The organism is Photobacterium sp. (assembly GCF_033720175.1).
Lineage (GTDB): Bacteria > Pseudomonadota > Gammaproteobacteria > Enterobacterales > Vibrionaceae > Photobacterium.
Genome location: NZ_JAWWDA010000012.1, coordinates 97158 through 111515 on the forward strand (window position 1 = coordinate 97158; position 14358 = coordinate 111515).

The window sequence follows — 14358 nt, forward strand, 5'->3', positions numbered from 1 at the left end:
CATTAAGTATCAATAACTTGAAAACAAATAAAAAGACCTAAAATAACTATAAATAAAATAAAGATGTAATTACAATCGGAAAATGTCACTTTTTTGTCCGATTATCATGACGCTTAAACGTCACCATTTCAGGTTTAAAAAACAATTAATTAGTTTGAGTGATTAATTATCGGCGCTAAGAAGGGCCTTAATACCGGATCATTTCGGCCATCGCGGACCAAGCAAATAAAGACATTCAATACGACACCAGGGATACAACTTAATCGCAGTAAAAAAACGAGGCACTGTTAATTGCCAGTGCCTCGTTTTCGTTGCTCTTTGTGACTGGCCACTCTCAGCCGTTAACCATCAGGCCGCCAGTGCTTCATGCTTACGCACTAAACCAAAATCCGCCAGAATGGCGTAAGCCGCCGGGATCATAAACAACACCAGCAGGGTCGATGTAAAAATACCGAACACAATAGAAACGACCAAAGGTTGAATAACCTGAGCCTGTAAACTGGTTTCCAGCAATAGAGGCAACAGGCCTGCTGCGGTTGTCAGCGACGTTAAGAAAACCGCCCGAAAACGCTCTCTACTGGCTTTCACCACCGCGTCGTGGACACTGTCACCGTCATCAAGATGGTGACGAATATATTGCACCAGCAGAATCGAGTCATTCACCACCACCCCCGCCAATGATACAAATCCCATAATACTTGGCATACTCAGTGCGTAACCCAACAACCAATGGCCCCAGAGTACCCCTATAGCCGCAAGCGGGATCGCCAGCAAGACCACAAAAGGTTCCAGGTAGCTGCGGAACTGGAAGCTGAGGATCACGAACACACCGAAGATCCCCAATGCAAAACCAATGCCCATTGACTGGCCCGTCTCAGCGGTATCCTTCGCCTCACCTTCAAAGTCAAACCTCAGCCCGGGATACGTCTGCTGCAACTGTGGCATCAAACGGTTGCGAAATTCCTTCAGCACTTCAGCCGAACTGATCTTGCTGCTCTCCAGATCACCAAACACACTCAGGGTTCGTAACCCGTTCACCCGTTGGATCCGGACATAATTGCGTTGGTGTTCCAATCTCGTCACCGAGGCCAGCGGGATCTGGCTGCCATTACCGAGGATAATGGGAAAACTGGCGAGGATTTGCAGGCTGGCCGCTTCCTGCTTATCAAAACGTACTTCTACCTCTATATTTTCCGGACCGAGCTGAATTTCATCGGCGGTCCGGCCAAAATAAGCAGCCCGCAGCTGAGAAGCGATCATTTGCCCGTCGACACCAAAATTTTCAGCCCCGGGACGCAACGTCACCAGCACCTCCGGCTTCCCCATCCGCATATCATCCAGCACGCCGGACACCCCATCAAACTCATTGAGGAAGCGCTGAATGTCAATCGATGCCGCCTTCAGCTGATCCAGATCATCATGCTGCATGCGAATTTCAACCGCCCGTCCGCCCGGCCCCATGATCGGCTGCTTAAAGACCAGAGACACCGGATCGGCGATGACGCCGACCTCTTCCCGCCAGGCCGCAATGAAATCATCGATCATCGTATTGCGCGACTCTGCACTCAGTAAATCGAGCCGAACTGTCGCCACATGAGGACCATTTTCATCAGCATCGGCATTGAAGTTGTATTGCTCGGTAATATGCTCAACGAGAATTTGACCGTCTTCTTTACTGGCACTCCATTGCTGATTGAGCTTTTCTGCCGCCACCACTATCTGCTGTACGACTTTTTCAGTCTGAGCCAGCGACGAACCCGGCGGTAAAATCACCCGCGCTTCAGCAATATCACCGTCCAGTTCAGGAAAACCGATAAATTTCAAAGCGCCGCCGGCAAGAAGTGACAATGAGATAAACAGCATCGCAATCACACTGCCGAGGAACAGATATCGCCAGCGTACAACGGCCTCTACGGCAGTCACCAGCTGCTTCTGGCGAAATGCTTCGAATTTATTTAAGAACCAGGTTTTGAAGGCTAAGTTCGGTTTTTCCCCTTTGGCACCACGGCCTTGCTCGCGCTGTTTTGTTAGGGAATGACTTAAATGGTGCGGCAAAATCAAAAACGCCTCGACCAGACTTAAGGTCAGTACCAGAATTAGCACCTGAGGCACCACCTTCAGTACCGCCCCCATTTCGCCTTGAAGAAACAGTAAGCTACCGAAAATACAGACAGTCGTGAGATAGGATGACAGTACCCCGGGGAAGACTTTTTTCACCCCGTTGGTCACCGCCTCGGTAACCGGCTGACCGCGTTCGAGATGGGCGGCAATGGATTCAGCGATCACAATCGCATCATCCATCATAATACCAATCGCCATTAACAGGGCGACCAATGACATGATATTGATGGATAACCCCAACCCTGCCATGAGAAACAGACTGCCGAGAAAGGCGACAGGCAATCCCGCCGCCACCCAGAATGAATAGCGGAAAGTGAAAAACAGCCACATAGTGGCAAACACCAATGTCACCCCTTGCCAGCCATTTCTGACCATCATGGTTAAGCGATCCCACAGCAGCGATGACAAGTCATTGGTCATACTGAGAGTGACACCGGTTGGGGCGATCTGGTTTTCATCTTCGACAAACTGTGCGACCCGCTCTTTAATACGCAGGGCATCGTCCGCTTTATTCTTACTCACCTTCAATATCGCGGAGGGCTGGCTATCAAACAGGATCTTTTGTTCATCGAGCTTAAAACGATCGGTAAGCGTCGCGATATCGCCAAGTCGCAACACACCCCCTTCACTGTCTGCGCCGATAACGGTTTGTGCCAGGGCCGCGGGTGTGATCTTTTGTTCATCAAAGCGGATCAATAAATTCTTATCGCCGAGCTCGATGTTTCCGCTCGGTAATGTAATATTCTGCCGTGCCAGACGGTCAGCAACATCACCGACACTCACCCCCAACTGGCGTAATGAGGCTTCTTTGAGCTCGATCCGGATCTGGTGATCGGAAAAACCACTCACCGCCACTAAAGAGACCCCATAATCGAGCTTTAGCTTGCGTTTGAGCTGTTCGGCATACGCTTTCAGCTGCGGCCAGCTGGTATCGGCATTAATCGCCACATCGACGACCGGCTCATTCCAGTCCAGCTCACGGACAATCGGAGATTCAATCTCGTTAGGAAAATCATTAATTGCATTGATTTGAGTTTGTACATCCACCAGCATCCGCGACACGATATCGCTGTGGGTCAACTTTAAGATCAAAGAAGCCGAGCCTTCTACGGCTTCACAGCGGGTTTCCACGATATTGGCCAGCCCGTCAACAGCATCTTCCATCCGCATACAGATACTCTCTTCCACCTCTTGTGGTGAAGCGCCGGGATAGGCCACCGAGGCGATGATGTAGGCAGGTGAAAATTCAGGGAAAGTTTCCCGTTTAATTTGCGGCAGTGAAACCAGGCCAAGAAGCAGCAAGGTCAGCATCAACAAGTTAGCGGCCGTCGGATGACGCGCGAAATAACGGATCATAACGTCAGATCCTCTGCCGGGGTTGCTTTTTCTGACAATGCCCCTTCCATCGACAACGCTTCTTCCACCGCTTCACCATTCAGACTGACGATCCTGACCGCCATCCCCGATACCGCAGGTAGCAAATCGTTAGTGATCAGTTGTTGCTGATCCGCCAGCTCGCCGCTGATGGCAACGACCCCATCTCGGCGAAACAGAACCTTAACTGGCTGAATTTTCAACACATCCCCGTTAATGCCATTATTTCCAACCAGATAGACATGATCGCCATGCAACGCCCGCTCGGGAACGATCCAGTGGGCATTCGCCTGGCCTTCAATTTTCGCTTCGACAAACATACCGTTAACTAATGGGGGGGCTGTTTCCGGTGATAATTGACTGTAATCCTGGGCAACTTCCAGGATCACCCCTACCGTGGCTTGGTTGGCATTGACGGTATCACTGATACGGGTCACGTTTGCCGGCCATTGCTGGATAAAACTGCCGCTGGAAAGCCGGATGCTAGCAGTCAGATCAAGCTGATCCCCCCGTGGGCGCCCATCGGCGTGGGCGGTATACTGAGTCAGGCTTGAGGCCAGTACCTGCATATCATGCAGGGCAACCTGTGCATCGATCTCGACCTTATTGATGCCATGAGCCACCAGCATCGACTGCTGCAGGTTGACCACCTGATCCTGTTCAATATCGACACTGGAAATTCGCACATCAATCGGCAAAACAATGACCGTTTTTTCCAGCGAGCGTTTAGCTTCCGCCTGACGAGATTGATTGATCTGTAACTGCGCGAGTGTCACCTTGCGTTCACTGGGTAACACGATCAGCTGGTTTTCAATATCCTGCACGTTTTTCTGGCTGGCAAGATAGGCTTGCTTTTCTAAATCCAGCGCTGACTGGGAAGCCAGCCCTTTCCGGCGCAACTCTTCCTTGCGGGCCACTTCTTTTTGGCTGATCGCTAGGCGGTTACGTTCAATTTTTAGTGTCGCCTTGAGGTTCTGCTGCTCCTGATCTAACTTGGCCAGTTGTGCCTGGCTGGAGCTGATATCCGCCTCGGCCTGAGCCAGCGTCAATTCATAATCCCGCGGATCAATTTTGATAATGACCGTTCCGGCATCCAGCACCCGGCCTTTTTCTAAATCAGGATGACGATAGACAACTTTACCGGTTACCTGGGCAATCGCCTGCCATTCAACCTTCGGTTTTACCCGGCCAAAACCACTGACCACAGGAGCCAAAGGCTGCTGCTGCAAGCTAATCACATCAACCGCCCGCGCCCGGTTTGCCGCCGGTTTCACTCCGGGGGAGGGGCGCATTTTGATAGCCAGAGCCAGCACCAGAACACCCAGTAAAATGGTGGGAACAAGCAGTAACTTCCGGTTGCTTTTCACGTGTCATCATCTCCTTGCTCAGCCAGGATCCCTTGCATCAGTACCTTGACATTGTGATCAGCCAATTCCATTAAATAGGCTTCATTGATGGATAGAAACCTTGCAGTAAGGCAGCGCGACAAACAATTTTTTGCCTGACGCAACCAAACAGGTTCTGGTATCAGACTCTCCGACGGGACGACCTGCCTTCGCGATCATCATGTCGTAACCCACTCATTATTAATTATTTGATTAATAATCTACGCTACAAATAACAATGTTGTTCACTGCTTTTAGTCACTCCAATATAAGCAAATGATTAATGACTAACCGTGCTCCCCTTCATCATCTCAGCAATTAGATCCCTTCCTGTTACAATTATGCAAACACCGGAATATGCCGAAGTCACACCGGAAGTAACAGAGATCCACCGCGGTGAAAGTCATTGCCATTATCTACGGGTCCCCTCTCACACTCAAGCACTTAAAAATCAGCAAGATAGCAATTATCGAAAAATAAATAATCAATTAATGGTTGACGTTTGTCCTGTCTATTTGGTATTCATTTGTTAACCAACTTTGTGGATATCATTTAAAAAATGAAAAATCGTTTCTCTCTACTCCTAAGCCTCCTCCTTATCGTGAACAGTTCGCGCGGGTAGCTTATGGTGAGAAACACCACTAAGAATTTAAAAAACCCGCGCAATCAGCGCGGGTTTTTTCATATACAGGGCCAGCGCAAGCGGATGCAGACAATGCCAACTCAAAGGCAGGCCAACAAAAAAGGATGTTGCAATGAAAGATCAGGTCATTATTTTCGATACCACCTTGCGCGATGGTGAACAGGCGCTATCTGCCAGCCTTACGGTTAAGGAAAAACTTCAAATCGCTTATGCGCTGGAGCGCCTGGGTGTTGACGTGATCGAAGCCGGCTTCCCGATCTCCTCACCGGGTGATTTCGAATCGGTACAAACCATTGCTAAACACATCAAAAACAGCCGGATCTGTGCCCTGTCGCGGGCTGTTGCAAAAGACATTGATGTCGCCGCCGAGTCACTGAAAGTCGCCGAGGCATTTCGCATCCATACTTTCATTTCTACTTCTACTATTCACGTCCAGGACAAGCTGCGCCGCAGCTATGATGATGTCATCGAAATGGGTGTTGCTGCGGTAAAACGCGCCCGTAATTATACCGATGATGTGGAATTTTCTTGTGAAGACGCTGGCCGTACGCCGATTGACAACCTGTGCCGGATGGTCGAAGCCGCCATCAAGGCCGGCGCCAGCACCATCAATATCCCGGACACCGTGGGCTATACCCTGCCCAACGAATTTGCCGGCATCATCACACAGCTGTTTGATCGCGTGCCGAACATCGACCAGGCGATTATTTCCGTTCACTGCCATGACGATCTGGGCATGTCGGTTGCCAACTCGATGGCGGCGGTGCAGGCAGGAGCCCGTCAGGTCGAAGGAACGATTAACGGCCTGGGCGAACGTGCCGGTAACTGTTCGCTGGAAGAAATTGCGATGATCATCAAGACCCGCGCTGACTTTCTGGGGGTTCACACCAACATCAAACACGACGAAATTCACCGCACCAGCAAACTGGTCAGCCAGCTTTGTAATATGCCGATCCAGGCGAATAAGGCGATTGTCGGTGCCAATGCATTCAGTCACTCCTCGGGGATCCACCAGGATGGCATGATAAAGAACAAAAATACTTACGAGATCATGACCCCTGAATCGATCGGCCTGAAAAACCAGGCACTGAACCTAACCAGCCGTTCAGGCCGCGCTGCGGTTAAAAACCATATGGATGCACTGGGTTACACCGAAAATGATTACAATCTTGATACGTTATACACCGACTTCCTGAAGCTGGCCGATCGCAAGGGGCAGGTGTTTGACTACGATCTGGAAGCGCTGATGTACTTTGCCAACCTGCGTGATGAAGATGACTTTTTCAAGCTGAATTATCTGAGTGTGCAGTCTGGCAGCATCATGGCGACCACCAGCATTAAATTACAATGTGGTGATGAAGAGAAATGTGAAGCTGCGGTTGGTAACGGGCCGGTTGACGCGCTATACCAGTGTATCTACCGCTTAACCGGCTATGAAATCGTGCTGGACAAGTTTGATTTGACCGCCAAAGGCGAAGGCGAAGATGGCCTGGGCCAGGCCGACATCATTGCGAACTACAAAGGCCGTAAATATCACGGTACCGGTCTGGCTACCGATATTGTTGAAGCCTCGGGGCAGGCTCTGCTTCACGTAATCAATAGCATCTACCGCGCAGATCAGATAGCTGAAATCAAAGAACGCGTTGCGACGGTTTAACCAAACAACCTTATTCAAAGTTAGCTTGATTCAACGCTATTTGGTGCAAGAACACAGAGAAAACGTGGAGTTTATAAGGATAAATGAGCACTTTCGATACCGTGCTTGTACGAAATAGCAAAGATGCAAGTTAACGAAAACAGAAATCAAAAATGGAGACAGCATAACCATGGCAGGTACATATAAAATAGCGGTTCTACCGGGCGACGGTATAGGCCCGGAAGTCATGCAACAGGCGCATAAAGTAATGGATGCGATTGAAGAAAAGTTCGGTTTCACTCTAGAGCGTTCAGAGCACGATGTCGGCGGTATTGCGATTGACAACCATGGCTGTCCGCTTCCCGAATCAACCATGCAAGGCTGTGAAGCATCAGATGCGATTCTGTTTGGCTCTGTCGGTGGCCCGAAATGGGAACACCTGCCACCAAACGATCAGCCTGAGCGTGGGGCGTTACTGCCGTTGCGGAAGCATTTCCAGCTGTTCTGCAACCTGCGTCCGGCACAAATTCACAGCGGCTTAGAAAGCTTCTCGCCATTGCGTGCCGATATCTCCGAACGTGGTTTCGATATTGTGGTTGTCCGTGAGCTGACCGGCGGTATCTACTTCGGCCAACCAAAAGGGCGGGAAGGCGAAGGCCCGCAAGAGAAAGCATTTGATACGGAAGTTTACCACCGCTACGAAATCGAGCGTATTGCGCGTATTGCCTTTGAATCGGCACGGCTGCGCGATAAAAACGTCTACTCAATCGACAAAGCCAATGTACTGCAGAGCTCTATTCTATGGCGTGAAGTCGTCGAGGAAGTGGCAAAAGAGTACCCGGATGTCACGCTGAACCACATGTACATCGATAATGCGACCATGCAGCTGATCAAAGATCCGTCACAGTTCGACGTGATGCTCTGCTCAAACATCTTTGGTGACATCATCTCTGACGAATGCGCAATGATCACCGGTTCAATGGGCATGCTGCCTTCGGCCAGCCTGAACCAGGACAAGTTCGGTATGTATGAGCCGGCCGGCGGGTCAGCGCCGGATATCGCGGGGAAGAACATTGCTAACCCGGTCGCGCAGATCTTATCTGCAGCCCTGATGCTGCGTTACAGCTTGGGTGAAGAACAAGCCGCACGTGCCATTGAACAAGCCGTATCTCAAGCACTTGAAGCCGGCGAGCTTACCGCCGACCTAGCCGGCAAAGGGGAAGCACTGAGTACCAGCGAAATGGGCGATAAAATCGCTGCATACATTCGCCAAGCCTAAGCACCACCGATTCAAGGAGCATTGAGCATGTCTGTAAAAGCAAAAAACGGAACATCAAAAACACTGTATGAAAAAGTCTACGATGCCCACGTCGCGGTAGCAGCTGAAGGTGAAACCCCGATTCTGTATATCGATCGCCATCTGGTCCATGAAGTTACCTCACCGCAAGCTTTTGATGGCTTGCGTGAAAAGGGCCGTAAAGTTCGCCAGATCGGCAAGACTTTCGCGACGATGGATCACAACGTTTCAACCCAGACCAAAGACATTAATGCATCGGGTGAAATGGCTCGGATCCAGATGGAAACACTAGCAAAAAACTGTCAAGAGTTTGGTGTCACCCTATATGACCTGAACCATAAATATCAAGGCATTGTCCACGTCATGGGGCCTGAGCTGGGGATCACCCTGCCGGGTATGACCATTGTCTGTGGTGACTCGCACACCGCCACCCACGGTGCATTTGGCTCCCTGGCATTTGGTATCGGCACATCAGAAGTCGAGCATGTACTGGCAACACAGACCCTGAAGCAGGACCGGGCTAAAACGATGAAAATCGAAGTCAGAGGCAAGGTTGCTGAAGGCATTACGGCCAAAGACATCGTGCTGGCGATTATCGGTAAAACCACCGCATCTGGCGGTACCGGGTATGTGGTGGAGTTCTGCGGTGAAGCCATCACCGATCTGACCATGGAGGGGCGTATGACCGTCTGTAACATGGCCATTGAACTGGGTGCAAAAGCCGGTCTGATCGCCCCGGACCAGACCACCTTTGACTACATTAAAGATCGTAAGTTTGCCCCTGTCGGTGCGAACTATGAAGCGGCAGTCGAATACTGGAAGAGCCTGAAAACCGATGATGACGCTGAGTTTGATGCCGTTGTGACCTTAGATGCAAAAGCGATCAAACCTCAAGTCACCTGGGGAACCAATCCGGGTCAAGTTATTGCTATTGATGAATTAATACCAGGCCCTGACAACTTCACCGATCAAGTAGATAAAACCTCAGCAGAAAAAGCACTGGCCTACATGGGGTTAGAAGCAGGCAAGAAATTATCTGACTTCAACATCGATAAAGTCTTTATCGGTTCTTGCACCAACTCTCGAATCGAAGACATGCGTGCAGCGGCGGCGATTGCCAAAGGGCGCAAAGTCGCAGCCAGTGTTCAGGCTCTGGTGGTTCCGGGATCGGAACAAGTAAAAGCCCAAGCTGAGAAAGAAGGGCTGGATAAAATCTTCATTGAAGCCGGGTTTGAATGGCGCCTGCCGGGTTGCTCAATGTGTCTGGCGATGAACAATGACCGTTTAGGGCCAAAAGAGCGCTGTGCGTCAACCAGTAACCGTAACTTCGAAGGTCGCCAGGGTCGTGATGGTCGAACGCATCTGGTGAGTCCGGCAATGGCTGCGGCAGCAGCATGTGCCGGCCACTTTGTTGATATCCGCGACTTAGATAACGCAACGGCTTAATCAGGAAGGAACGAACAATGACAGGTTTTAAACAGCACACAGGATTAGTGGTTCCACTTGATACCGCGAATATTGATACCGATGCGATCATTCCTAAGCAGTTTTTGCAAAAAGTAACACGCACAGGGTTTGGTAAGCACCTGTTCCATGACTGGCGCTTTTTAGATGATGCCGGCGAGCAACCGAATCCGGAGTTTGTGATGAACTACCCGCGTTATCAGGGAGCCAGTATCCTGCTGGCTCGGGAAAACTTCGGTTGTGGCTCATCCCGTGAACATGCCCCATGGGCACTGGCTGATTACGGCATTCAAGTGATGATTGCGCCCAGCTTTGCCGATATTTTCTATGGCAACTCAATCAACAACCAAATGGTGCCGGTTCGCCTGACAGAGCAGGAAGTCGATGAGCTATTCCACTACGTTGAAGCTAACGAAGGTGCCGAGATCACCGTCGATCTGGAAGCGATGTCAGTGACCGCTAACGGCAAGTCGTATTCATTCGAAATTGATGAATTCCGTCGCCACTGCTTGCTGAACGGCCTTGATAACATTGGTCTGACCCTGCAGCATGAAGACGAAATCACGGAATACGAAAACAACATTCCGTCATTTCTTGTTTAACGTAAGCAATCACTAACCCAAGGCGCTCTGTCTGAGCGCCTTTTCTTTATACCTAAGCCGTTGAATGCTAGCTTTTAGCCACAATAAGGGAACAACGATGCGCACCTTACTTTCGCTATGCCTGTTAATGGTGTCGAATAGTCTTTGGGCAGCCCCAAAAGCCGATCTGTGGCCTTACTGGCAGCAAAGCAATGAAGCCAATAGCACCGCAGTTTCCCATGTCCTCTGGCAACAACTGCTGGACAAGTATCTCGTGCAGCAACCTCAGCAGACGTTGTTTCGCTACCGCGCAGTTTCCGCCAATGATAAGTGGGATCTTGACCGCTATATCCGCTCCCTCACCGCCAGCGATCCCCTTAAGTATCGAAAAAGCGAGCAATTTGCCTACTGGGTTAACCTCTACAATGCGCTCACCGTCCGACTGATCCTGGATAATTACCCGCTGAAATCGATCACCAAACTGGGTGGGTTCTTCACTTTCGGACCTTGGGATGAGGATCTGATCACCATCAATGGCAAACAATTGTCACTCAATGACATAGAGCACCGTATTTTACGCCCGATCTGGCAAGATCCGCGTATCCATTATGTCGTCAATTGTGCCAGCCTGGGGTGCCCGGATCTTCAGCCTCAGGCCTTTACTGCCAGCAATAGCGAAGACTTACTTGACCAGGCCGCCATCCGCTTTGTGAACAGCACCAAGGGCGTTCAGCTGACAGGCGATAAAGTCCGCCTTTCCTCTATCTATGACTGGTATGGCGAGGATTTTGGTAATAAGGCCGCACTGCAAAATCACCTGAATCAATACTGGAAAGGGGCTCCAGTGGAACTTAACCACATCAGCTATGATTACGACTGGGCGCTGAATGAAACAGAATAAGACAGTGCACGCCATTAAATCAGCACAGGCGTATTACGCTGGCAACAGACTGCTTAGCGCATTACAATAGCTACCGTTCTCATTGGGGAGTCGATGTTGTTTAAGCAACTAAGGCTGAGATTGCTGACGCAGAACCCATTGAACCTGAACCAGGTCATACTGGCGTAGGAATTGAGAAAATAGCCGCTGCTTGTTTTACCAGAGCAAAAGCATCAGACAACACCTTCTCAACCTTCGCTCACTTGAAATAATTGTCCCGCAGGATGTTGGGCATCAGGAGCGCATCGTGAAAAAACGACTACCAATTCTTTCTCTGTCTTTATTAGCCGCAAGCTCGGCATGGGCCAGTGACAATACCTTAACGGTCTATACCTACAGCTCATTTGCATCAGACTGGGGACCGGGCCCGGCCATCGAAAAAGCCTTTGAAGCCCAATGCAATTGTAACCTTGAGTTCGTCGCCCTTGATGACGGGGTGTCGATCCTAAACCGTGTCCGCCTGGAAGGCCGCAGCACCAAAGCGGACATCTTGCTGGGGTTAGATAACAACCTGATGGCGGAAGCCAAGCAAACAGGCTTACTGGCCGTACATAATGTCGATACCGGTGCCGTTGACCTCCCCAATGGCTGGAGTGATACAACCTTTGTTCCGTACGACTACGGCTATTTTGCCTTTGTCTATGACTCGGAAAAGCTAACTAACCCGCCCAAGAGCCTGGCAGAGCTGATCCAACGTGATGATATCAGCGTGATCTATCAAGATCCCCGCACGTCGACACCGGGGCAAGGCCTGATGCTGTGGATGAAGTCGGTCTATGGCGATAAGGCAACCGATGCCTGGCAGCAGCTGGCAAAGAAAACAGTCACCGTCACCAAGGGCTGGTCTGAAGCTTACAACATGTTCCTTAAAGGGGAATCTGACATGGTGCTGTCTTACACCACGTCTCCGGCTTATCACATCATTGCTGACAAAGAGATCAAATACCGGGCCGCAGAATTCAGTGAAGGTCACTACATGCAGGTTGAAGTGGCGGCTAAGCTGAAAAACAGTCCAAATGCCAAACTGGCCGATCAGTTCATGACGTTTATTCTGAGTGATGAGTTCCAGTCTGCAATGCCAACCGGTAACTGGATGTACCCTGTCACCAAACAAGCATTACCGGCAGGTTTTGAGCAATTAACCCTGCCCGAGAAAGCCTTGCAATTCAGTGCAAAGGAAGTGGCATCACAACGTCGCGGCTGGATCCGCGAATGGCAGAATGCCCTTACGCAATAGCGCTGCTACATCCCTCCACTGAGCGCTCTGACTGAAGAGCGCTTACAAAAAAAGAATATTATCAATAATGGTCACTGACTTTTGAATACCCGTTTTCGTGCTTCACTGCCCGGCATGATCACCGCCGGGCTGATCGCCATCGTGGTGATCAGTGCCATCACCGCGTTGATCAGTCAGGCGACCGACTTTGACTCTCTGAAGATCTGGCAAGACCCCTATCTGCGCCACGTGGCGGGATTCAGCTTTTATCAGGCTTTGCTCTCGACCTTGCTCAGCGTAATGCCGGCTATTCCGGTTGCCTATGCGCTGTCGCGTCGGCAGTTTTTCGGCCGTAGCTTATTGCTGCGGTTATTTGCGATGACTCTGGTGCTACCGGTACTGGTTGCGGTCTTTGGCCTGCTGGCGATTTACGGCAAAAGCGGCCTGCTGGCTGCCATACTGGGCATCTGGCAGCAGCCGCTACCGTTTAACCTTTATGGCTTAAACGGCATTTTGCTGGCGCATGTGTTCCTTAACTTACCGTTAGCCACCCGTCTGTTACTGCAAAGTATCGAAGGGATCCCTTTTGAACAGCATAAACTGGCAGCCCATCTGGGTATTACGGGCTGGAGTAAGTTCCGCCTAATTGCCTGGCCGCGCTTAAGGCAACAGCTGCCTCATGTGATTGGTCTGGTTTTCATGCTCTGCTTTACCAGTTTTGCGGTGATTATGTCACTGGGCGGCGGGCCAAAAGCCACCACCATCGAGCTGGCAATTTATCAGGCGTTGCGCTATGACTTCGACCTGGCAGCCGGAGCCGTTCTGGCGTTGTGGCAAATGCTGATTTGCTGCAGCCTAGTGTTATTCACCCTGCGATTTGCGAAACCACTTTCAACCCTGACGGGCTCGGTGGCAGAGCACCAACCTAATTATCTCGACAATCGACGGGCAAAAATCTGGGACTGGAGCTGGATCAGCCTAGCCCTGCTGCTCGTTCTGCCGCCCTTACTCGCCGTCATTGGTGCCGGGCTCAACAGTAAACTTCCCCAGCAACTGGCCGAGCCCGCGCTGTGGCAAGCCATCGCAAATTCACTCAGGATCGCGGTGGTTTCCTGCCTGATCGCCGTCTTCAGTGGTCTCGCTATCTTACTGACCAGTCGCCACTGGCGCCTGCACAATAAAAGACTTCGTGCTGATGGAATAGAACTGCTCGGCACCATTATTCTGGTTACCCCCAGCTTAGTGCTCAGCACCGGGATCTTTTTGCTGCTGCGCCAGTATACCGATGTCTTTGCCACCGCTCTTTGGGTGATTATCTTCGTCAATGCGTTAATGGCTCTGCCATATGTGATAAAAACCCTGAGCCAGCCAATGCTCCATGTCGCTCAGCAATACAATCCATTGTGCCAGAGCCTGGGAATGAGCGGCCTGTCACGCCTGCGGCTGGTTGAGTGGCGCGCCCTGCGCAAACCGATCGCCCAGGCTCTGGCGATCGGTTTTGTGCTCTCGCTCGGTGATTTAGGGGCTATCGCCTTATTTGGCAGTCAGGATTTCCAGACCCTTCCTCTGTATCTGTTTCAGCTGTTGGGAAGTTATCAGATGGATGCCGCAGCCGTGGCGGCCTTGCTGCTGCTATTACTCAGCCTCGGATTATTTACCTTGGTCGAGAAAGTTCTTATTTCTGATCATAAAAAGTAGAAG

General features: G+C 50.7%; 9 protein-coding genes and 1 riboswitch. Of the genes, 7 read left to right on the forward strand and 2 right to left on the reverse strand.

What is annotated here, in order from left to right; translation table 11 throughout:
* Window positions 1-348 precede the first annotated feature (348 nt).
* Complete coding sequence (locus tag R3289_RS14120; protein ID WP_318926330.1) at window positions 349-3477, reverse strand: efflux RND transporter permease subunit; 3129 nt, start codon at window positions 3475-3477, stop codon at window positions 349-351.
* Window positions 3474-4862 (reverse strand): HlyD family secretion protein, encoded by a 1389-nt coding sequence (locus R3289_RS14125; protein WP_318926331.1) that lies wholly within the window; start codon window positions 4860-4862, stop codon window positions 3474-3476. The genes R3289_RS14120 and R3289_RS14125 overlap by 4 nt, the downstream gene beginning before the upstream one ends.
* A 773-nt stretch (window positions 4863-5635) precedes the next feature.
* Between R3289_RS14125 and leuA the strand changes: the two genes are divergently transcribed.
* From leuA to thiP, 7 genes are all read left to right on the forward strand, one after another.
* Complete coding sequence (gene leuA / locus R3289_RS14130; protein WP_318926332.1) at window positions 5636-7180, forward strand: 2-isopropylmalate synthase; 1545 nt, start codon at window positions 5636-5638, stop codon at window positions 7178-7180.
* A 169-nt stretch (window positions 7181-7349) separates the two neighbouring features.
* The gene (gene leuB / locus R3289_RS14135; RefSeq protein WP_318926333.1) at window positions 7350-8438 is read left to right on the forward strand and encodes a 3-isopropylmalate dehydrogenase; all 1089 of its coding nucleotides are present in this window, start codon (window positions 7350-7352) and stop codon (window positions 8436-8438) included.
* Between the two features lie 27 nt (window positions 8439-8465).
* Complete coding sequence (gene leuC / locus R3289_RS14140; protein WP_318926334.1) at window positions 8466-9902, forward strand: 3-isopropylmalate dehydratase large subunit; 1437 nt, start codon at window positions 8466-8468, stop codon at window positions 9900-9902.
* 17 nt (window positions 9903-9919) lie between these two features.
* Window positions 9920-10522 (forward strand): 3-isopropylmalate dehydratase small subunit, encoded by a 603-nt coding sequence (leuD, locus tag R3289_RS14145; RefSeq protein ID WP_318926335.1) that lies wholly within the window; start codon window positions 9920-9922, stop codon window positions 10520-10522.
* Window positions 10523-10619: 97 nt separating this feature from the next.
* Window positions 10620-11402, forward strand: coding sequence for a DUF547 domain-containing protein (locus R3289_RS14150; protein ID WP_318926336.1), 783 nt, complete (start codon window positions 10620-10622; stop codon window positions 11400-11402).
* A gap of 73 nt (window positions 11403-11475) precedes the next feature.
* Window positions 11476-11590: riboswitch (TPP riboswitch) on the forward strand.
* 98 nt (window positions 11591-11688) lie between these two features.
* Window positions 11689-12678, forward strand: a complete 990-nt coding sequence (gene thiB, locus R3289_RS14155) for a thiamine ABC transporter substrate binding subunit (protein ID WP_318926337.1) — start codon at window positions 11689-11691, stop codon at window positions 12676-12678.
* 81 nt (window positions 12679-12759) lie between these two features.
* Complete coding sequence (gene thiP / locus R3289_RS14160; RefSeq protein WP_413466706.1) at window positions 12760-14355, forward strand: thiamine/thiamine pyrophosphate ABC transporter permease ThiP; 1596 nt, start codon at window positions 12760-12762, stop codon at window positions 14353-14355.
* Window positions 14356-14358: the final 3 nt, after the last annotated feature.

What these genes read in the sequence shown, in the direction of transcription:
- leuB (WP_318926333.1), top strand. Translation starts at nt 7,350, where the DNA reads ATGGCAGGTACATATAAAATAGCGGTTCTACCGGGCGACGGTATAGGC.
- R3289_RS14150 (WP_318926336.1), top strand. Translation starts at nt 10,620, where the DNA reads ATGCGCACCTTACTTTCGCTATGCCTGTTAATGGTGTCGAATAGTCTT.
- leuA (WP_318926332.1), top strand. Translation starts at nt 5,636, where the DNA reads ATGAAAGATCAGGTCATTATTTTCGATACCACCTTGCGCGATGGTGAA.
- leuD (WP_318926335.1), top strand. Translation starts at nt 9,920, where the DNA reads ATGACAGGTTTTAAACAGCACACAGGATTAGTGGTTCCACTTGATACC.
- R3289_RS14120 (WP_318926330.1), bottom strand. Translation starts at nt 3,477, where the DNA reads ATGATCCGTTATTTCGCGCGTCATCCGACGGCCGCTAACTTGTTGATG.
- leuC (WP_318926334.1), top strand. Translation starts at nt 8,466, where the DNA reads ATGTCTGTAAAAGCAAAAAACGGAACATCAAAAACACTGTATGAAAAA.